Origin of the sequence: Actinomadura sp. NPDC000600 (assembly GCF_040492135.1) — a bacterium.
Taxonomy (GTDB): domain Bacteria; phylum Actinomycetota; class Actinomycetes; order Streptosporangiales; family Streptosporangiaceae; genus Spirillospora.
This window is the reverse complement of sequence record NZ_JBEUPD010000006.1, coordinates 248,735-266,623: the sequence shown is the minus strand read 5'-3', so window position 1 is coordinate 266,623 and position 17,889 is coordinate 248,735. Positions and strand designations below refer to the sequence as shown.

Sequence of the window (17,889 nt, the reverse complement as noted above, 5' to 3'; positions counted from 1 at the left end):
GCCGCCGCGTCCGCCTACGATCAACCGATGAGCAGGCCGCAGGGCGTCGACACGTCCGTCCCGAGCCCCGCCCGCGTCTACGACCACCTGCTGGGCGGCAAGGACAACTACGAGGTCGACCGCAAGGTCGCCGACGGGCTGCTGAAGATCATTCCCAGCATGCGCCTGGTCGCCCGGGAGAACCGCGCGTTCCTCGGACGGGCCGTCCGGTACCTGGCCGGTGAGGCCGGCATCAGGCAGTTCCTGGACATCGGGACGGGCTTGCCGACGCAGGACAACGTCCATGACGTGGCGCAGCGGATCGAGCCCGCGGCCCGCGTCGTCTACGCCGACAACGACCCCGTCGTCCTCGTCCACGCGCGCGCCCTGCTCACCAGCACCCCCGAGGGCGCCACCGACTACGTCGAGGCCGATCTGCGCGAGCCGGACGCGATCCTGGAGCACGCGGCGGCCACGCTGGACTTCGACGAGCCCGTGGCCCTCCTCCTGGTCGCGATCCTGCACTTCCTCCCGGACGAGGACGGCGTGCACGGCATCGTGGCAAGGCTGGTGGACCGGCTGGCGCCCGGCTCCTACCTCGTGATCTCACACGGCACGCCCGAGGAGAACCCGCAAGGGGCGTCCGACGCCGCCGAGGAGTACACCAGGCAGGCTCCCAGCGCCCAGATCACTCCCCGGAACCGCGACGCCATCAACGGGTTCTTCACGGGCCTGGAACCGGTCGACCCCGGCCTCGGCTACATCACGTCCTGGCGCCCCGAGGGCCCGGTCGTCCCGCCCGAACAGGTCGGCCTCTACGGCGGCGTGGCCCGCAAACCATGAGCGGACGTGCCGAACCTTCTTGACCGGCCTCAGCGAATGGTGGCGCCGGCGAGAGGCAGGGTGAAGTGGGCCGCGCCGCCGTCCAGGGTGGAGCGGGCGGACGGCCAGCCGTGCCGGACGAAGTGGAGCCCCTGCCGGTTCGTGAGGATGATGTCCGCGTCGAACTCGTTGATTCCGCGCCGTGCGGCCAGTCGCGCTAGGTGGCCGACGAGGGTGGTGCCCAGGCCCCGCTGCTGCCACGGGTCGGTGACGAGGACGGCGACGTCCGCCCGCCAGGGCCGCGCGGGGTCGCGGACGTACTCGGCGATGCCGGCGATCTCGTCGCCGTCCAGGCCGACGAGGGCGTCGCGGTCCCAGTGGTCGAGGCGGTCGAGCAGGCCCATGTAGTGGTCGGGGATGCGGGGCGTCCCCGAGAAGAAGCGCGTGTAGAGGCTGGCGGCCGAGAGCCGCTCCGACATCCGCCGGACGCGGGGGCCGTCGGTGATCCCGTACGGGCGGATCCGGACGTCGGCCAGCGCGGCGTCAATGCGAGCGGCGCTGCGCACATCGAGTTGCTTCACACAACTTATTGGACCGCATGAAGTTGTGTGAAGCAACCCACGAGCCCGGTGCATCGCGCCGCGATCCGGGCGGCGGCCGGCCCGTCAGGGCGGCGGGCGGCGGCCGAGGAAGGCGACGAGGCGTTCGCCGGGCGACGCGTGCGGACCCGCTTCGACCGGTTCGCGGAAGAGGGGACAGCGCCCGTCCGGCGGCGCCAGGGTTCTCGCCACCGTGAGGAGGTGCACGGCCAGACCTGGAGGGACGGGCTGCCTTGCGCCGGTCGCCTGCGCGACGTCCCAACCGTGCACGACCGCTTCGAGAGCACCCGCGCCGGCCACCAGTTCGCCGGGGATCCGCAGGTCGCCGATCGCCGCCCTCGTGCCGCGGCCCGGGCAGGCGGCGGAGGCCCTGGCGTGGCGGAGCACGCGAACGGCCTGCACGCGCAGTGCCGACACCGGGTCGCCGGCCGGTTCGACAGCGACGGGGCGGAGGCCGATCCGGCCCGCCGCCAAACCCTCGTGCACCGCGGCGAGGGAGTCGCCGATGTGCAGCAGCAGCATGTGGAGATCCCATTCGGCGCACGGCGTCGGGCGCGTGAGCATTCGCCGAGTGACGGGCTGGACGGCGGTCAGGAGGAAACCGATCGAGCACTCCAGGATGCCCGCGCTCGATGGCGGGGACGGGCTCGAAGGGAGGGGCGTACTCGGTGGGAGGGACATTGACGCGCCGGCCGATTCCCGCATTCGGCTCCTCCGCTCGCTAGGACGGTCACCAGGGCAGACCGCCGCCGCGCGGAGAATTCATCGGCGGCCCTGGCGGAGCCAATCCTGCGGCCGCCGAGAAAAATGAAACGTCGGCGTTTATCGAGAAAGGCGCACGTTTCGCGGGGAAGGTGCGCTGTACCGCCAGATCAGGCGCTCGGGCCGGGACGGGGATCGACGTCGCCGGGGCCGAGTTGCGCCCCGCAGGAATCGCAGGTGAAACGGGGGGTCAGCGTGCCGTCGCAGCCCCGGTGGCCGATGACCAGGGGCGGGCCGTCCGGCGCGTAGTGGCGGTCGCCCCACATCATCAGGGTCATGACCGCGGGCCACAGTTCCACGCCCTTGCGGGTCAGCCGGTACTCGTACCGGTCCGGCCGCTCCTGGTACCTGACGCGGCGCATGATGCCCTCGTCGCAGAGCCGGTTGAGCCGGTCGGTGAGGACGTTGCGGGCCACGCCGAGGGCGTCCTGGAAGTCGTCGAAGCGCCGCACGCCCTGGAAGGCGCTGCGGATCACCAGCATCGTCCAGCGGTCGCCCACGACCTCCAGCGAGCGGGCGACCGAGCAGTTCTGCGACTCGTACGTGCGGGGCAGTGCCACGCCTTCGACCCTACCCGCGTTTCGTCAGGCAACGGGCTCGGCCGGGGGCCCGCCGTGCGGCCCCCGGCCCGCTCCACTACTTCAGCTTCTTGCCGGCGGACTGGAGGTTCTCGGCGGCCTCGACGATGCGGGCGGCCATCGCGGCCTCCGCCGCCTTGCCCCACGAGCGCGGGTCGTACTGCTTCTTGTTGCCGACCTCGCCGTCGACCTTCAGCACGCCGTCGTAGTTGCGGAACATGTGCTCGGCGACCGGACGGGTGAACGCGTACTGGGTGTCGGTGTCGATGTTCATCTTGACGACGCCGTACGACACCGCCTCGCGGATCTCCTCCAGCGTGGAGCCGGAGCCGCCGTGGAACACGAGGTCGAACGGCTTGTCCTTGCCGTACTTGGCGCCGACCGCGTCCTGGATCTCCTTGAGCACCTCGGGACGCAGCTTGACCGAGCCCGGCTTGTAGACGCCGTGCACGTTCCCGAACGTCGCGGCCAGGATGTAGCGGCCCTTTTCGCCGACGCCCACGGCCTCGGCGGTCGCGATCGCGTCGCCCGGCGTCGTGTACAGCTTCTCGTTGATCTCGTTGGCGACGCCGTCCTCCTCGCCGCCGACGACCCCGATCTCCATCTCCATGATGATCCGGGCCTTGGCGCACTCCTCCAGCAGCTCGGCGGCGATCTGCAGGTTCTCGTGCAGCTCGACGGCGGACCCGTCCCACATGTGCGACTGGAACAGCGGCTCCTCGCCGCGCGCCACCCGCTCCTGCGAGATCTTCACCAGCGGCCGCATGAAGCCGTCCAGCTTGTCCTTCGGGCAGTGGTCGGTGTGCAGGGCGATGTTCACCGGGTACTTGGCCGCCACGACCCGGGCGTACTCGGCCAGCGCGGTCGCGCCCGTGACCATGTCCTTCACCGTGGAGCCGGACAGGTACTCGGCCCCGCCGGTGGACACCTGCACGATTCCGTCGCTCTCGGCCTCCGCGAACCCGCGCAGCGCGGCGTTCAGCGTCTGGCTGGACGTCACGTTGATCGCGGGGAAGGCGAAGCCGTCGCGCTTCGCACGGTCGAGCATCTCCGCGTAGACCTCGGGCGTTGCGATGGGCATTGTCAGCGTCCTTTCATACGCAGGGTGCCGCCGGGCATCCGGCCGGGCGGTAGCTCCCGGACGTCCGCGTACCCAGTGAGTGCCCAGGTCACGCGGTTTCCGGTTCGGGCATGCCGTCCGCGCTCAGTATCTCGCCTAATCGGAGCGTGGGGAAAGGTACGCTCGCGGTGTGGATCTCACTGCCCTTCCCCTTGACATCATGGAGTGGCTGCACCCCACCGCGTGGCTGCAGCTCTTCGGCACGTTCGCGACGATCGGCGTGCTCGCCATCATCTTCGCGGAGACCGGCCTTCTGGTCGGCTGCATCCTCCCGGGCGACTCGCTGCTGTTCACCGCGGGGATCCTCACGGCGGTCTCGACCGTCAACGGGCAGGAGTTCCAGCCGCTGTCGCTGCCCTGGCTGCTCATCGGCGGCCCGGTGGCGGCGATCGCCGGCGCCCAGCTCGGCCACTTCCTCGGCGCCCGCTACGGCCGCAAGCTCTTCGACCGGCCCGACTCCCGGATCTTCAAGCACGAGTGGGTGGAGAAGGCCGAGTACTACTTCAACCGGTTCGGTCCCGCGAAGGCCGTGGTGCTCGCCCGGTTCATCCCGATCGTTCGGACGTTCCTGAACCCGCTCGCCGGGATGCTCGGCATGGACGCGAAGAAGTTCTTCGTCTGGAACGCGATCGGCGGCATCGTCTGGACGGACGCGCTGTTCCTCCTCGGCCACTTCCTCGGGTCCGAAGTGCCCGACGTTGAGAAGTACATCCTCCCGGGCGTAGCGGTCATCTTGGTTCTTTCGGTCATTCCGATCATTCGGGAGGTCCTGAAGGGGCGCAAAACGGACCACGGTCCGAATAAGAATGGTCCCGAAGAGTCCCGTCCGTCGCTCAGCGGTGACAGTTATCGCTAACCTCCCCATGTGGGACGTCACCGGTCGGACCCTAGGGGTCTCGCGCGCATACTGATCGCGGCCTTGGCCGTGATGGCAGCCTTGGCCCTGCTCATCGTCGGCGGCATGGCCCTGGTCAACGCGATCATGAGCGAACCCGACAAGAAGGGCCCCGCCACCGGGGTCTCGGCTTCGAGCGACGGCGGGCGCAAGACCCCGAGCGGCAGCGAGGCCACGACGTCGCCCACGGCCGCGCTGCCCCTGGTGATCCACGTGACCGGCCAGCCCACGAAAGTCGTCGTCCGCGTCGCCGACGCCGGCGGCAAGGTCCTCGCCAACGGCCCCCTCAGCACCGGCGACACCCTCCAGTTCAAGGAGGCGCCCCTGGCGGTCGCCGCCTCCAACGGCGGCTCCCTGCAGGTCGTGATCTACGGGGAGGTCCAGCCGCGCCAGCCGAACGGGCAGCGCGCCCAGTGGTTCATCAAGGCCCGCTAGCCGAGCCCCAGGTCGGCGACGTCGTACGGGTGCCGGTACTCCAGCCCCTCCTCGGCGATCCGGCCGGCCGCACCGCGCTCCAGGATCGTCGCGACCGCGACGACTTCCGCTCCCGCCTCGCGTAGCGCCTCCACCGCGGTGAGGACCGAGCCGCCCGTGGTCGAGGTGTCCTCCACCGCGAGGACGCGTCGGCCCGCCACGTCCGGCCCCTCGATCCGGCGCTGGAGCCCGTGGGCCTTGCCCGCCTTGCGGACGACGAACGCGTCCAGCGCCCGGCCGCGCGCCGCCGCCGCGTGCAGCATCGCGGTGGCCACCGGGTCGGCCCCGAGCGTGAGCCCGCCGACGGCCTCGTAGTCCAGGTCGGCGGTCTCGTCCAGCATGACCCGGCCCACCAGCGGGGCCGCGGCCCCGTCCAGCGTCACCCGGCGCAGGTCCACGTACCAGGACGCCCGCTTGCCGGAGGACAGCACGAAGTCCCCGTGCACCACGGCCTTGTCCTTGATCTTCTGCAGCAGCTCATCTCGATCGCTCACGTGCAGAACCCTATTCACCCTGCGTACGCGCCCCGGCCCCGGCGTGTACGGTTCGCGGGGTGACACCCGGAACCGTCGTCCTGCTGCACGCCCCCGGCGCCACCGCGGCCTCCTGGGGCGACCTCCCCGAGATGCTCCGCTCCTACGGCCTGGACGTGGTGGCCCCGGACGTCCCGGGCGACGACGGCCCCCGCTACATCGCCCGCGTCTCGCTGACCATCACCGCCACCGACCCGGTGGCCCCGCTCGTCCTCGTGGCCCACGGTGCCGCGGGCCCCCTGCTGCCGGGCATCGCCCTGGCCCAGCGCGCCGCCCACCGCCCGGTAGGCGGCTACGTCTTCGTCGACGCCGACCTACCCCGCCCCGCTCGCCACGACCACGGCGCCCCGCAGGACACCCTCCCCACGGCCCCAGATTGGCCCGAGGCGCCCTGCGGCTACCTCCGCACCCATTCGGACCGCTCCGCCTCCCCCGAGCACGACCAGGCCATCAGAGAGGCCCACCTACGAGGCTGGCCGACAACCGAGCACGACCCCCCCACCGCAGTAGCCCAGTCCCTGAGCGAACTAATAGCCAGGTTGTGACTGTGTCTTCCCAGGGGGGCGACCCCCTGGAACCCCCGTTGCGAGCCGGGCGATCCTCACGCCACGGTGCTGGTGGGTTGTGCCCGTGCGGGTTTGTGCGTGGCGCTGCGGTCGCCCGGCTCGGCGGTTCGTGCGGCCTCCAGGCGCTTAGAGCGCCTTCCGGCCGCCCGACCCGCGCCGTCGCTCAGGTCCACTCCAAGAGCGTTCGGCGTGGCACGTCCAAGAGCGTTGGGCGTGGGCGGTTCACGCCCTCTTGGAGTGGGTGCTCAGCCGGGGCGCGGGCAGGTGCGTGGAGCGAGTGCAGCGAGCGCAACGCGCATGCCCGCCGACGCGGGCGACCGCAGCGACGCCGCACACGCCGTCACGGGCACAAGAGCCGCAACGGCGGCGTGAGGATCGCCCGCGTCGCAACGGGGGGTTCCAGGGGGGTCGCTCCCCCTGGGTAACTAAGAGTTCTTTAGGAGGTCGTCCAACAGTGCGTCGTAGTCGTCTTCGCTGCGGCCCAGGTCTATGCGGGCGCGGTAGCGGAGGCGGAGGAGGGCTTCCAGGCTGTCCTCGGCCAGGGCTACGTCGTCCAGGCCCGGGGTGAGGGTGTCGGCTTCCGGGGACGGGCCCTCGTCGGGGCCGCCGCCTATGCCGGTGCCTACCGCGCGGTCGCGGAGGGCTAGGACGACGTCGGCGCCGCTGGTGGCCCATTCGTGGGCGCCGGTCGCGTCGCCCTGGGCGTAGAGCACCTCGGCCACGGCGCGGTACACCTCGGGGTCGCGCGGCTTGTCGTCGCGGATCTGCTCGACGAGGGCGCGGGCCTCGTCGGCCTGGCCGAGTTCGAAGAGCGCGTCGGCGAGGTAGGCGCGCGCGTCGCCGTAGGTCTCGCCGCCGTCCTCCATGGCCCGGCGGTACAGCTCGGCCGCCCTGGCGTGGTCGCCGGCGTGCTGCCACTGCTCGCCCGCGCGCAGGAGGACGTTGGCGCGGGACACTCCGCCGGACACCGACTCGGCCAGCTCGGCCAGCCGGCGGGCCGCCGAGATGTGATCGCCGGTGCGCAGGGTGTCGAACTCCAGATCGTCGAGATCGTCTTCCGTCACATGCGTCACGGTTCAACGCTACCCGGCACCGCCCGGCCGAAGCGGGCGAATCGATGATGATCGTGGAATACCGGTGCTAATGAGCGGACGTCAGGTCACCTGCGTGAACGTTCGAGCGCGTCCCAGAAGCCCCGGCGCAGGGCGTGGCGCACCTCGTCGTGCAGGAGGAAGTCGATGGGCAGGGAGGAGCCCTGCAGCAGCCTGGCCTCCAGGTCGGAGGGCATGCGCGGCTTGCGGGCGAGGACGGCCTCCAGCCACAGGGCGGGGGCGTCCCGGGCGACGGACTCGCCGAAGTCCTGGCCCTCCTGGTGGGCGGCCTTGACGGCGTCCGAGAGCGTGGGCGTCTGCTGTGCCGGGACGGGCATCTGCTGAGGGCCGGTGTAGGGGCCGTGCTGCTGGCCGCCGGACTGCATCGTCTGCGGCTGGAGGGTCTGCGGGGGCGGCGGCGGGGACGGCGCCGGGACGGGGGAGGAGGTGTACTGCGGGCCGAGGCTCCGCGGCGGGGCGGAGGGGGCCGGAGCCGGGGCCTGCGTCGAGGACGGCCCGGCCGCCGGGGCCGGGGCGGGCTGCGAAGGGAGCGGCTGCCCGCCGGAGCTGTAGGGCGATCCGCCGTACCCGCCGCCCGAGCCGCCCGGCAGCGGCATGGGGCCGGTCCCGGTGCCCGAGCCGCCGGTCGCCGCGGATCCGCTGCCGAACCCGCCGGTCATGGCCGGGCCGAGGTCGCGGACGGGCGGGGCCGGGGTGGAGGCCGGGGGCGGGGGCGGGACGCTCAGCGGGGACGCGGGGGGCGGCCCGTTGTTCGAGGTGGTCTGGAGCGGGCCGAGCGAGCTCGCGTGCCCGTTCGTCGCGCCGTGCCCGTTGGACAGCGGGCTCGTCCCGAGCGAGGAGGAGCCGCTGTCCGCGCCGGCGAGCAGGTTCACGTAGGGGCGCAGGTGGCCGGAGCCGATCTCGATGAGGTCGTCGCACTCCTGGCGCAGCACCCGGGAGATCGTCCAGTTGCCGTCGACGGCGACGTGCACGATCGTCACGCGGACGCCGAGGTCCTGGGCGTCGGCGACGACCTGCGCGAGGTCCTCGTCGCCGCTCACCACGACGGCGTCGGCCAGCGCGGAGTTGCGGGCCAGGGCCATCAGGTCGCGGTGGATCTCGGCGTCGACGCCCTCGCGGCGGCCGGGGCGGATCCGGCCGAGCCGCAGCTTGAGGCCGGGCAGGTCTGCCAGCGCGTCGTGCTCGGGGGTGCGGCGCCCCTCGACCGTCGCCTCGTACCAGTAGCAGCGCAGCAGCGGCATGCCGGTGCGCTCCCTGGCGAGGTTGCCGAGCAGCTGCAGGAGGCCGCCGAAATCCCATGAGACGGTCTCGCGATGGCGCGTGCCGTGTACCGCCATGGCACCGTCAGCCAGCAGGTAGCCGGCGTCCACGAACAGCGCGCAGCGATCCATGCGGCACCGTCCTTCCTCAACACGGGAGTTCACAGCGTGCCCACTTCGGCGTAAGCGACCCCGGGCGCTTATAGCGTAGTGAAGCCCGTCTGCCCGGTAGGCCGTTACGGCGATTCGCCACTCTTTCATGGCAAGCCGCCGGTTGGCGACTCCCCGGTAACAAGGAATCGGGAGCCGCGGCGGACGCTACCAGCCCTTTAGGCTCCGTCCGGCCCTTCCGGAGGATCTTTACGGGAAGAATCAGGTCGCGGGTTCAGTCCGGACGTGCCCGCGACCCCCGCTTCATCTCCTCGTGGCGGGCGCGGCCGGGCGCGGTGCCGTAGGCGCGGTGCGGTGCCATATGAAGCGGGCCTGGCCGCATGGCGTGTCGACGCCGAGGCGGACGCGTACCTCGGCGGACAGCAGCGGCACCCGCAGTTCGATGTCGACCAGCAGGCCTCCCGGGGGTGCGGTCGGAGGAACGGGCGAAGTCGGGCGGGGCGTGGAGGGCTTCTGCGCGGGTGGTGCGGCGTGCGGCGGGCCGGTATGCGGTCGTGGCTTCGGCGCGGGGCGGGACGGCCGGCCGCGGGGAGTGTCCGCCATCGGACGGACGAACGCGGGACGCTTCGCGTGCGGTCTGGTGACCGGCGGCTTCGAGGCGTGCGGTTTGGAGGCGGGCGGTTTGGAGGCGGGCGGTTTGGAGGCGGGCGGCCTGGGAGCGGGTGGGACGGCCGGCTCGGCGACGGCGGGCGGCGGCCCGTCCGGGACGGGCGCCGCCTGCTCGTCCGACGCGAGCGTCAGGCCCAGCGCCACCGCCCCGGCGAGGACCGCCACGGCCGCGGCGATCATCTGCCGGCGCCGGGGCAGGTCGCGCAGCCACAGGAGGAGGCCGCCTCTGGACGCCAGGTAGGCGGCGCTCGCCGAGCCGAGGATGAGCGGGCCGATGATGTCGCGCAGGGCCGTGTTCACCTGCGCCAGCTCCCCGTGCAGGCCCTTGCAGCGCTTGCAGCGGTCGAGATGCCGCTTGACCCTGCGGGAGTCGCGGTAGGGGAGCGCGTCCCGCACGTAGGCGCCGAGCTTGGCCAGGACGGGACGGCACGCGTCGTCGGCTTCGAGGTCTTCCAGGTGCATCTGCAGATAGGCCTGCCGCAGCCCTTCGCGGGCCCGGTAGGCGAGGGCGGCGGCGCCGTTCGCGGTCAGGCCGAGGATCGGGGCGACGTCGGCCGGCCTCCCGTCCTCGACCTCGGTGTACCAGAGGACGGTCTGCCAGCGGTCGGGCAGCGAGAGGAACGCGCGCGCGATCAGCGAACGCTCCAGCTCCTCGACCGCCGGGTCGTCGAAGGGCTCCTCGACGTCGTACGCCTCGATGTCGCCGGTGCGGTGGAGGCGCTGGTCGGCGCGCTGCCGGTCGTAGACCGTCCTCCGCACCACCGTGAGCAGGTAGGGCCGAAACCCGGAATCGGGCCCGCCCCCGCGCTTCAGGACGGCGAGGACCTTCGTGAAGGCCTCCTGGACGGCGTCCTCGGCGGCGTCGCGCTCGGTCAGCTGCCCCGCGAGCCTGCGCGCGGCCGGCAGGTGCCGTTCGTACAGGATGCCGAAGGCGGCGTCCTCGCCCTGGCGGACCCGGTAGATGAGCACGGCGTCGCCGGCCTCGGCGCCGCCGGGCCCCGTCGCGTCGTCCCCTCGCTCCATGCTTGCTCATTGTGACTGATTGACCACTTGTTGTCGCTCAATTTGGTCGCACATGTATCGGCGGGTCGCGTCATAGCCGGGGCGCCGCGCCGTTGGAGGTGTGTGGAAGGCGTCAGGGGCGGGCCGTTCCACGCGGGCGGGTGCGTTCGCTCTGTCGAGGGGGCGGAGCGAACGCACCCCGTGCGTCACGTGATGCCGGCGCGCCCCATCTCGGACAGCGTGCCGGTGTCCCCCGGCGTCTCCCAGCGCACGCGGCAGTCGCGTCCGGACAGTTCGACGGTGGCGATGGCGTTGTCGAACCAGGGGCCGTTCGTCATCCGCCACCGGATCGGCGGGACGGGGACCTTCGCCATCTTCGCCAGTGCGCGGAACGGTCCCCCGGCGGTCCGGGAGTAGGCGAGGCGGTTCGCCCACCGGAACTTGCCCTCCAGCGGGTTGCGCAGGGGAGAGCAGACGACCTGGCTGATCTTCGACTGCGTGGCGGGCTTGGTGATCCGCGCCAGGTAGGAGTAGTGGATGTCGCCGGACAGGAACGAGATGCTCGCCGGCGCCGGGCCGCGTTCCCCGCGCCCGACGGCGACCACGTCGGCGGCGACGGCGCGGAACGACCGCTCGAACGCGGCCCAGTGCTCCAGGTCGGCGGCCTGGCGGACCTTCTCGCCGAGCGCCGCGACCCGCTTCCCCCACGCCCCGCCCGCGACGGCCTCGTTCCACGACTCGGCGTGGTGGATCGCCATGGGCAGCAGATAGGGGAGCGAGCTGGCGATGAGCAGGTGGTCCATGCCGCCCTGGCACTGGCCGTCCAGCCAGTCGAACTCGTCGTCGTCGAGCATGCCGCGCCGGTCGGCCGTGAGCAGTCGGGAGCAGCGGCTGTCGACGACGATCAGGCGCGTGCCGCCCCAGTCGTGGGCGTAGCTCCAGCGCGTGCTGTCGGGGCGCTTGTCGGCCTTCTCGGCGAACTCGTCCAGGACGGCGCCCGCGTCGCCGGTCTCGTCCGAGGCCGCCCGGACGGCCGCGAGGACGGGGTCGGACGCCCGGTCCTGCGGCGCCATGTTCCCGAGGTGCTGGTAGATCCAGTACGACCCGATGCCGCCCGTGATGCGGGCCTTCCACCAGGGCTGAGACCACATCTCCTGGCGCCACGTGTACGAGGTGTTCCAGTCGTCCCGGATGTCGTGGTCGTCGAAGATCGTGAAGGTGGGGACGGTGGACAGCAGCCACCGCACGGCCGGGTCGTCGTGCCAGGCGAGCTTGTAGAGCTGCGTGTAGTCCTCGAAGTCGGCGACCTCGCCGTCCGGGGGCGAGCCCGGGGCGCGGCGGCCGCTGATGAACTCGCGCATCTGCGGGGTCAGCTCGTCGGCGTACACCTGGTCGCCGACCATGAGCAGGACGTCCGGCCAGGCGACGTCGTCCCCGCCCGTGCGGAGCCTGTCCGCGAACGCGGTGAGGGCGTCGTGCCCGTACTCCTCCACGGTGCCGGGGGAGCGGCGGCAGGAGCCGAAGGAGATGCGCAGCTCGCCGTGCTCGCGCAGCGTCCTGATGAGGGACGGGGGAAGCCCGCCGCCTGCCTCGGGCCAGACGGTCTCGCCGTCCGCCACCACCTCGTACGGGATCCGGGCCCCCGGCGCGAGCCCGTCGATCTCGACGACGGCGTAGTGGTGGCCGTGCGCCGTGAACGTGCGGGCGGACGCGTCCACCCCCTGCTCCCGGTTGACGACCCTGACCTCGCACGGACGGTCGGTCTCCACCCAGATCGTCGCGGTGTGGTGACTCACGTGCCGGAGGTGGGGGCCGAGTACCAAAGCGGTCATAGAACGCCTCTCTAGCGGACGGGCGCCCATGTGTCCACAGCCCGGCCCTGAGACAAGCCGCGCACGACGCCGGGCCGTGAGGGACGATCTCGCGCACGGGTAGGGGTCAGCGCGATCCCAGGACCTCGTTCTCCTTCTCGGGATCCAGGCCGAGCACTGGACGGTCAGGGCGCTGCGGGGCCGTGCCGCCTATCGACCGGAGCCACTCCCAGGTGTCCGCGACCGTCTCCTGGACGGGCCGGCAACGCAACCCTGCCGAAAGGGCCTTGGTGACGTTGCCTTTGTGGAGGGTGTCGTAGTCCTCCCCAGGCGGAAGCCAGACGGGGAGGTCCATCCACGGCCGGATGCCCGCCTCCAGGATCGTTTCGGGGGCCGTCCAGACGAGGTTCGCGTCCGAGCCCGTCACGTCGACGCAGGCTTGGAGCAACTCGTCCATCGTCGTGTGGCCGGGCGGGCTGACCAGGTCGTAGGGCCCGCCGAGCCCTTGTTCGACGGCATTGAGCGTCCATATGGCGAGGTCCCTGACGTCGATGTACTGCAAGCCGGCGTCGCGGGGGCCGGGAGCCAGGACGTCGCCGCCGCGCGCCATGCGCGTGAGCCACCAGGGCAGCCGCCCGATGTTCTCGTAGGGGCCGAGGATGAGACCCGCCCGCACCAGGAGCGCGTCGTCCCCGAACGCGTCGAGCGCCGCGAGTTCCCCGCCGCGCTTCAACGCCGCGTAGTCCTCGACATCGCCGTCGTCCGGGGAGCCGTCCACCACCTCGGCTTCTTCGCCGAGCCCGGCCGGCTCAGGGAACCGGTACACCGAGCGGCTGGAGATGTAGACGTACCGTGCGACCCGGCCGGCGAGCAGGCGCGCGGTGCCGCGGACGGCGAGCGGCGCCCCGGACCAGGTGTCGACGACGGCGTCCCACTCCCCGTCCTCCAGGGCCTTGAGGCCGCCCTCGGCCGTGCGGTCGCCGTGCAGCGACGCGACCCCTTGGGGCGGCTCGTGGCGCCCTCTGTGGAAGACCGTGACATCCCAGCCGCGGCCGAGTGCCTCTTCGGTGACGGCCCGTCCGACGAACTCCGTCCCGCCCAGCATCAGAAGCCTCATGGGGAGCACTCTGCCTTCTGTACGTTCTGTACGGAACGGCTGCACGCTCACAGCGTAAAGAGCCGCCGTTCGGTCTTCCTCGCGAAATCTCCTCCAGGGTGTCGAAATCGGCCGGTGCCGAGTGTCGACAGGGGGAGAGGCAATCCGGCGGAGGGGGAGACATGGATGGGAACACGCGCCGGTGGGCGGCGCTCGGGCTGCTGTGCGCGGCGAACTTCATGGTGATCCTCGACTCGCAGATCGTGCTGCTGGCGCTGCCGTCGGTCGAGCGCGACCTCGGGTTCACCGGCGGCGGGGCGCAGTGGGTGCTGAGCGCCTACCTGCTCGGGTTCGGGGGCCTGCTGCTGCTCGGCGGCCGGATGGCCGACCTGGCCGGACGGCGCCGGACCTTCCTCGCCGGGACGGGCCTGTTCCTCGCGGCGTCGCTGCTGTGCGGATCCGCCTGGAGCGGCGGGGTGCTGATCGGCGCCCGCGTGGCGCAGGGGGTGTCGGCGGCGCTGATGGCGCCGAGCGCGCTGTCGATCGTGACGGCGGCGTTCGCGGAGGGGCCGGAGCGGAACCGGGCGATCGCCGTGTGGGCGGGCGTGGGCGGGTTCGGCGCGACGGCGGCGCTGCTGGCCGGCGGCCCGCTCACCGGCGGGCCGGGCTGGCGGTCGATCTTCTTCCTGAACGTGCCGGTCGCGCTGGTGCTGCTCGCTCTCGGGCCGTCGCTGCTCGACGAGAGCCGCGGCGGGACGCGCCGCGGCTACGATCCGGTGGGCGCGCTGACCGTGACGCTGGCGGCGTCGGCCGCGGTGCACGGGGTCGTCCGGATTCCCGAGAAGGGCTGGGCGAGCGCGTGGACGGCCGGGTCGTTCGCGGTCGCGGTCGCCGCCGGGCTGGCGTTCGTGCTCGCCGAATCGCGGTCGGCGGCGCCCCTCATCCCGCTGCGCACGTTCCGGTCGCGCCGCCTCACCGGCGGGAACGCGGTCGCGCTGGCGGCCGCGATGACGGTGTTCGGGACGTCGCTCGCGCTGTCGCTGTACGCGCAGGGCGTCCTCGGCTACTCGCCGCTCGTGTTCGGTTTCGCCACGGCGGTGCTGCCGGTGGCGGCGGTCGCCGGGTCGTTCACCGCGCAGGCGGCACTCCGGCGGGTCACCGTTCGGGCGGTCGCGCCGGCCGGGCTGGCGTTCATGGCCGCGGGCTGCCTCGCACTGGCACGCGTGCCGGCGGGCGGCTATGCGAGCGTCCTGCTGCCCGGGCTGGTGCTGCTCGGGTTCGGGCTCGGAGCGTCCGGGGTCGCCGGGTCGGTCGCCGCCCTCGCCGGGGCCACCGAGGGCGACGCGGGCCTGGCGTCCGGGATCAACACGGCCGCGTTCCAGTTCGGCGGCGCGTTCGGTGTGGCGGTCGCGTCCACCGCCGTCCTGTCCTGGGCGGACGTCGCCGAGCCCGCCGCCGGGTTCCGCGCGGCCTTCGCCGCCTCGGCCGGGATCGCCCTCGCGGGGGCCGTGGTCGCGGTCGCGCTGCTCAAGACGCCGGCCCGGCGACGAGTTCCGGAGCCGGTGAAGGTCACAACCTGATACGAGGAGGAACCATGCGGTACCTGATGATGATCTGCGGAGTCGAGAAGGACGAGCTGTCCCCGGACGAGCTGACGGCGATGATCGCCGACACGGAGGCCTGGGTGAAGGAGATGGAGGGCCGCGGCGTCCGGAAGCTCGGCGACCGGCTGCGCCCCACCGACACCGCGACGACCGTCCGCGTGCGCGAAGGCGAGACGCTGCTGTCGGACGGTCCGTTCACCGAGACCAAGGAGCAGATCCTCGGCTTCGACCTGATCGACTGCGCCGACCTGGAGGAGGCCGTCGAGATCGCCTCCAAGCACCCGTCGGCGCGGTACGGGTCGATCGAGGTGCGGCCGCTGTGGCCGTTCGGGGAGGACTGACGGAGGCCGGAGACGCGGTCGCGGCGGCCTTCCGCGATGAGTGGGGCCGGGTCGTCGCGACCCTCATCCGCATGACGGGCGACTGGGACCTCGCCGAGGAGTGCGCCCAGGAGGCGTTCGCGCGCGCCCTCGAACGCTGGCCGCGGGACGGGGTGCCGCGCCGGCCGGGCGCGTGGCTGACCACGACGGCCCGCAACCATGCGCTGAACCGGATCCGGCGCGGCGCCACGGAGGACGCGAAGCTCAGGGAGCTGGGGGCGACGGCGGGCGCGGAGGAGCCGGCCGAGGCGGGCGGCCTGCCCGACGACCGGCTCCGGCTGATCTACACCTGCTGCCATCCGGCGCTGCCGGTCGAGGCCAGGGTGGCGCTCACGCTGCGCACCGTCCTCGGCCTGACCACGGGGGAGATCGCGCGGGCGTTCCTGGTCGCCGAGCCCGCGATGGCGCAGCGGCTCGTCCGGGCCAAGCGGAAGATCCGCCAGGCGGGCATCCCGTACCGGGTGCCGCCCGCGCACCTGCTGCCCGAGCGCACCGCGTCCGTCCTCGGCGTGGTGTACCTGCTGTTCAACGAGGGCTACGCGGCGAGCGGGGGCGCGGACCCGGTGCGCGCCGGCCTCTGCGCGGAGGCGATCCGCCTCGCCCGGCTCCTGCACGGCCTCGCGCCAGGGGACCCGGAGGTCGCCGGGCTCCTCGCGCTCCTGCTGCTCCAGCACTCCCGGCACGCCACCCGGACGGACGGGTCGGGCGACCTGGTCGCGCTGGAGGACCAGGACCGGCGTCGCTGGGACCACGCGGCGATCGCCGAGGGCGCCGCGCTCGTCGACGAGGCGCTGCGCCGCGGTGAACCGGGCCCGTACCAGGTGCAGGCGGCCATCGCCGCGTGCCACGCCACCGCACGCACGGCGGCCGAGACCGACTGGCCGCAGATCGCCGCCCTGTACGGACGGCTCGAAGCGATGAGCCCGGGGCCGGTCGTCCGGCTCAACCGCGCCGTCGCGGTGGCGATGGCGGACGGCCCCTCGGCGGGTCTGGCCCTGGTCGACCGCATCGAGGGCCTGGACGGCTATCACCTGCTCCACGCCACGCGGGCGGACCTCCTGCGCCGCCTCGGCCGTCCGGACGAGGCCGCCGCGGCCTACCGGGAGGCCCTCGCGCTGGCCCGCACCGAGGCCGACCGCCGCTACCTGGCCCGCCGCCTCGCCGAGGTCCGGCGCGCGGACTGACGGTTGCGGACGACCCCGAACCGGCGGCGGGGAGGGAGCCGATTCCGGGCGCGGCGCCTCACACGAGCCTGACCGGTGGTCATACCGGGCGGTATTTATACCCCATTCTTGGCCGTCGCGGGAAATTTACTGATTAGTGTTGCTGGCGGCAATGTTCTGGCTATGGTCGAGTCCTTGCAACTCTCATTCGGTGGGGAAATGGGCTTGGGCATTGACGGCTGCCTCGCGTCGATGATGACCATTCCGGGGGCGCGGCGGGTCACGCTCGTCGACTGCGCCAGCGGGCTCGCCGTGGCGGCGGCCGGCCGGGAGGACGTCGTCGACCAGCACGAGGACGCGGCCGGGGCGACCGACGTGGTGCGGGCGGTGCTGGCGTCGCCGGCGCTCAGCGCCACCGCGGCGGGAGACGACGTCGAGGAGATCATCGTTTGCGGTACGGGTGGATATCACTTATTGGCCCTCGCGGGCGCCAATCTCGACGGGCATCTATTCGTCCATTTGCTGCTCGATCGGGAAAGGGGAAACATCGCGCTGGCCCGGCTGCGCATGCGCGACCTCCTCGGCGAGATCACGGGCGGATGACATGGCGCACGTGGACGGCGTGGCGCACACGAATGACCGGGCGCACGCGAATGACCGGGCGCACGTGAGCGCGGGACGGGTCGGCGGAGCACTGGCGGCCCTGGAGCGGGAGAAGGCCACCGGCGTGCTGCGGGTGGGCGGTGACGGAGCGTTCCACGTCGAACGCGGGGCCGTCACCCGCGCGGAGAGCCGGCACGCGCCGGAACCCGCCGCCCGGCCGGACGGCCCCGACCCGGAGCTGCCGGCGCTGCTCGCGACGTTCGACGCCGCCTGCCTCCTGCTCGCCTCGGAGGCCGAGCCGGTGTTCACCGAGGGGCCGCCGAGCGGCGGCTCCAGGCGGATCACCGTGGCGACGCTGGTCCACGAGCGGCGCCGCCGCCGCGCCGTCCTCGACGCCGCCTGGCCCGACGCGGGCGTGGACACCGCGCCGGTCGTGCCGGTCCGGCGCGTCGGCCGGCAGCGCGTCATCCTGACCGGCGTCCAGGCGGAGATCCTGATCAACGCCGACGGCCTGCGCACCCCGGGGGAACTGGCGCGCGACCTCGGGCGGACGGTGTTCGGCTGCCTGCTCGCCGTGCGCGGGCTCGCCGCCGCGTCGCTGGTGCGGACCGGCCCGCCGGACAGACCGCCCGCCCGGCCGGACGGAGCGGCCGCCCCGCCGATCCGCGAGGAGATCCCCGCCGACTGGGCGCCGGCGGACCACGACCTGCTCGTCCGGCTCCACGCGGCGCTGGTGGAGCTCCGCTGACCG

The 17,889-nt window shown here is 72.8% G+C and carries 19 protein-coding genes; 9 read left to right on the top strand and 10 right to left on the bottom strand.

Translation table 11 applies throughout. From position 1 onward, the window contains the following. Positions 1 to 27 precede the first annotated feature (27 nt). Positions 28 to 822, top strand: coding sequence for an SAM-dependent methyltransferase (locus ABWI07_RS12035; protein ID WP_149260514.1), 795 nt, complete (start codon positions 28 to 30; stop codon positions 820 to 822). A gap of 29 nt (positions 823 to 851) precedes the next feature. Here the strand turns inward: ABWI07_RS12035 and ABWI07_RS12030 are convergent, their stop codons facing one another. The 4 genes from ABWI07_RS12030 to fbaA form a co-directional block, all read right to left on the bottom strand. Next, the gene (locus ABWI07_RS12030; RefSeq protein WP_235036934.1) at positions 852 to 1,382 is read right to left on the bottom strand and encodes a GNAT family N-acetyltransferase; all 531 of its coding nucleotides are present in this window, start codon (positions 1,380 to 1,382) and stop codon (positions 852 to 854) included. Positions 1,383 to 1,466: 84 nt separating this feature from the next. Next, positions 1,467 to 2,081, bottom strand: a complete 615-nt coding sequence (locus tag ABWI07_RS12025; RefSeq protein ID WP_268843259.1) for a TIGR03086 family metal-binding protein — start codon at positions 2,079 to 2,081, stop codon at positions 1,467 to 1,469. Positions 2,082 to 2,272: 191 nt separating this feature from the next. After that, positions 2,273 to 2,722: a winged helix-turn-helix transcriptional regulator gene (locus ABWI07_RS12020; protein WP_149260511.1), complete on the bottom strand. Its 450-nt coding sequence runs from the start codon at positions 2,720 to 2,722 to the stop codon at positions 2,273 to 2,275. A gap of 76 nt (positions 2,723 to 2,798) precedes the next feature. Then, positions 2,799 to 3,821 (bottom strand): class II fructose-bisphosphate aldolase, encoded by a 1,023-nt coding sequence (fbaA, locus tag ABWI07_RS12015; RefSeq protein ID WP_149260510.1) that lies wholly within the window; start codon positions 3,819 to 3,821, stop codon positions 2,799 to 2,801. 169 nt (positions 3,822 to 3,990) lie between these two features. Here fbaA and ABWI07_RS12010 point away from each other — a divergent pair, with 169 nt between their 5' ends. Together ABWI07_RS12010 and ABWI07_RS12005 are read left to right on the top strand one after the other, a co-directional pair. Further along, on the top strand, positions 3,991 to 4,716 hold the full coding sequence (locus ABWI07_RS12010) for a DedA family protein (protein WP_308800803.1): 726 nt from the start codon (positions 3,991 to 3,993) through the stop codon (positions 4,714 to 4,716). Positions 4,717 to 4,788: 72 nt separating this feature from the next. Next, complete coding sequence (locus tag ABWI07_RS12005) at positions 4,789 to 5,190, top strand: hypothetical protein (protein ID WP_149260509.1); 402 nt, start codon at positions 4,789 to 4,791, stop codon at positions 5,188 to 5,190. Here the strand turns inward: ABWI07_RS12005 and pyrE are convergent. Beyond that, a complete protein-coding gene (pyrE, locus tag ABWI07_RS12000) occupies positions 5,187 to 5,723 on the bottom strand; it encodes an orotate phosphoribosyltransferase (RefSeq protein WP_353818546.1) in 537 nt (178 codons plus the stop codon). The two genes, ABWI07_RS12005 and pyrE, sit on opposite strands and share 4 nt — an antisense overlap. 59 nt (positions 5,724 to 5,782) lie before the next feature. Between pyrE and ABWI07_RS11995 the strand changes: the two genes are divergently transcribed. Continuing rightward, complete coding sequence (locus ABWI07_RS11995; RefSeq protein WP_500210836.1) at positions 5,783 to 6,307, top strand: lipase family protein; 525 nt, start codon at positions 5,783 to 5,785, stop codon at positions 6,305 to 6,307. A gap of 446 nt (positions 6,308 to 6,753) precedes the next feature. Here the strand turns inward: ABWI07_RS11995 and ABWI07_RS11990 are convergent, their stop codons facing one another. From ABWI07_RS11990 to ABWI07_RS11970, 5 genes are all read right to left on the bottom strand, one after another. After that, positions 6,754 to 7,401 carry a tetratricopeptide repeat protein gene (locus ABWI07_RS11990; protein WP_235036933.1) on the bottom strand — a complete coding sequence of 216 codons (648 nt, stop codon included), beginning with the start codon at positions 7,399 to 7,401 and terminating at the stop codon, positions 6,754 to 6,756. An 86-nt stretch (positions 7,402 to 7,487) separates the two neighbouring features. Further along, positions 7,488 to 8,831 carry an NYN domain-containing protein gene (locus tag ABWI07_RS11985; RefSeq protein WP_353818545.1) on the bottom strand — a complete coding sequence of 448 codons (1,344 nt, stop codon included), beginning with the start codon at positions 8,829 to 8,831 and terminating at the stop codon, positions 7,488 to 7,490. A 282-nt stretch (positions 8,832 to 9,113) separates the two neighbouring features. Next, the gene (locus ABWI07_RS11980; RefSeq protein WP_353818544.1) at positions 9,114 to 10,502 is read right to left on the bottom strand and encodes a sigma-70 family RNA polymerase sigma factor; all 1,389 of its coding nucleotides are present in this window, start codon (positions 10,500 to 10,502) and stop codon (positions 9,114 to 9,116) included. A 185-nt stretch (positions 10,503 to 10,687) separates the two neighbouring features. Further along, complete coding sequence (locus ABWI07_RS11975) at positions 10,688 to 12,313, bottom strand: DUF7800 domain-containing protein (RefSeq protein WP_353818543.1); 1,626 nt, start codon at positions 12,311 to 12,313, stop codon at positions 10,688 to 10,690. 106 nt (positions 12,314 to 12,419) lie between these two features. Continuing rightward, entirely contained in the window at positions 12,420 to 13,409 is a 990-nt protein-coding gene (locus ABWI07_RS11970; RefSeq protein ID WP_353818542.1) for an NAD-dependent epimerase/dehydratase family protein, read from the bottom strand. Between the two features lie 161 nt (positions 13,410 to 13,570). Between ABWI07_RS11970 and ABWI07_RS11965 the strand changes: the two genes are divergently transcribed. The 5 genes from ABWI07_RS11965 to ABWI07_RS11945 all read left to right on the top strand — a co-directional run bounded on the left by ABWI07_RS11965 (position 13,571) and on the right by ABWI07_RS11945 (position 17,886). Beyond that, positions 13,571 to 14,968 carry an MFS transporter gene (locus ABWI07_RS11965; protein WP_353818541.1) on the top strand — a complete coding sequence of 466 codons (1,398 nt, stop codon included), beginning with the start codon at positions 13,571 to 13,573 and terminating at the stop codon, positions 14,966 to 14,968. A gap of 14 nt (positions 14,969 to 14,982) precedes the next feature. Beyond that, entirely contained in the window at positions 14,983 to 15,333 is a 351-nt protein-coding gene (locus tag ABWI07_RS11960; protein WP_353818540.1) for a YciI family protein, read from the top strand. After that, the gene (locus ABWI07_RS11955; RefSeq protein ID WP_353818539.1) at positions 15,312 to 16,556 is read left to right on the top strand and encodes an RNA polymerase sigma factor; all 1,245 of its coding nucleotides are present in this window, start codon (positions 15,312 to 15,314) and stop codon (positions 16,554 to 16,556) included. The genes ABWI07_RS11960 and ABWI07_RS11955 overlap by 22 nt, the downstream gene beginning before the upstream one ends. Before the next feature lie 162 nt (positions 16,557 to 16,718). Then, positions 16,719 to 17,138 (top strand): hypothetical protein, encoded by a 420-nt coding sequence (locus tag ABWI07_RS11950; protein ID WP_235036931.1) that lies wholly within the window; start codon positions 16,719 to 16,721, stop codon positions 17,136 to 17,138. 64 nt (positions 17,139 to 17,202) lie between these two features. Then, positions 17,203 to 17,886, top strand: a complete 684-nt coding sequence (locus tag ABWI07_RS11945) for a hypothetical protein (protein WP_353818538.1) — start codon at positions 17,203 to 17,205, stop codon at positions 17,884 to 17,886. Positions 17,887 to 17,889: the final 3 nt, after the last annotated feature.

What these genes read in the sequence shown, in the direction of transcription:
- ABWI07_RS11950 (WP_235036931.1), top strand. Translation starts at nt 16,719, where the DNA reads ATGGTCGAGTCCTTGCAACTCTCATTCGGTGGGGAAATGGGCTTGGGC.
- ABWI07_RS11965 (WP_353818541.1), top strand. Translation starts at nt 13,571, where the DNA reads ATGGATGGGAACACGCGCCGGTGGGCGGCGCTCGGGCTGCTGTGCGCG.
- ABWI07_RS11975 (WP_353818543.1), bottom strand. Translation starts at nt 12,313, where the DNA reads ATGACCGCTTTGGTACTCGGCCCCCACCTCCGGCACGTGAGTCACCAC.
- ABWI07_RS11970 (WP_353818542.1), bottom strand. Translation starts at nt 13,409, where the DNA reads ATGAGGCTTCTGATGCTGGGCGGGACGGAGTTCGTCGGACGGGCCGTC.
- ABWI07_RS12005 (WP_149260509.1), top strand. Translation starts at nt 4,789, where the DNA reads ATGGCAGCCTTGGCCCTGCTCATCGTCGGCGGCATGGCCCTGGTCAAC.
- ABWI07_RS11980 (WP_353818544.1), bottom strand. Translation starts at nt 10,502, where the DNA reads ATGGAGCGAGGGGACGACGCGACGGGGCCCGGCGGCGCCGAGGCCGGC.
- ABWI07_RS12025 (WP_268843259.1), bottom strand. Translation starts at nt 2,081, where the DNA reads ATGTCCCTCCCACCGAGTACGCCCCTCCCTTCGAGCCCGTCCCCGCCA.
- ABWI07_RS11960 (WP_353818540.1), top strand. Translation starts at nt 14,983, where the DNA reads ATGCGGTACCTGATGATGATCTGCGGAGTCGAGAAGGACGAGCTGTCC.
- fbaA (WP_149260510.1), bottom strand. Translation starts at nt 3,821, where the DNA reads ATGCCCATCGCAACGCCCGAGGTCTACGCGGAGATGCTCGACCGTGCG.
- ABWI07_RS12035 (WP_149260514.1), top strand. Translation starts at nt 28, where the DNA reads ATGAGCAGGCCGCAGGGCGTCGACACGTCCGTCCCGAGCCCCGCCCGC.
- ABWI07_RS11985 (WP_353818545.1), bottom strand. Translation starts at nt 8,831, where the DNA reads ATGGATCGCTGCGCGCTGTTCGTGGACGCCGGCTACCTGCTGGCTGAC.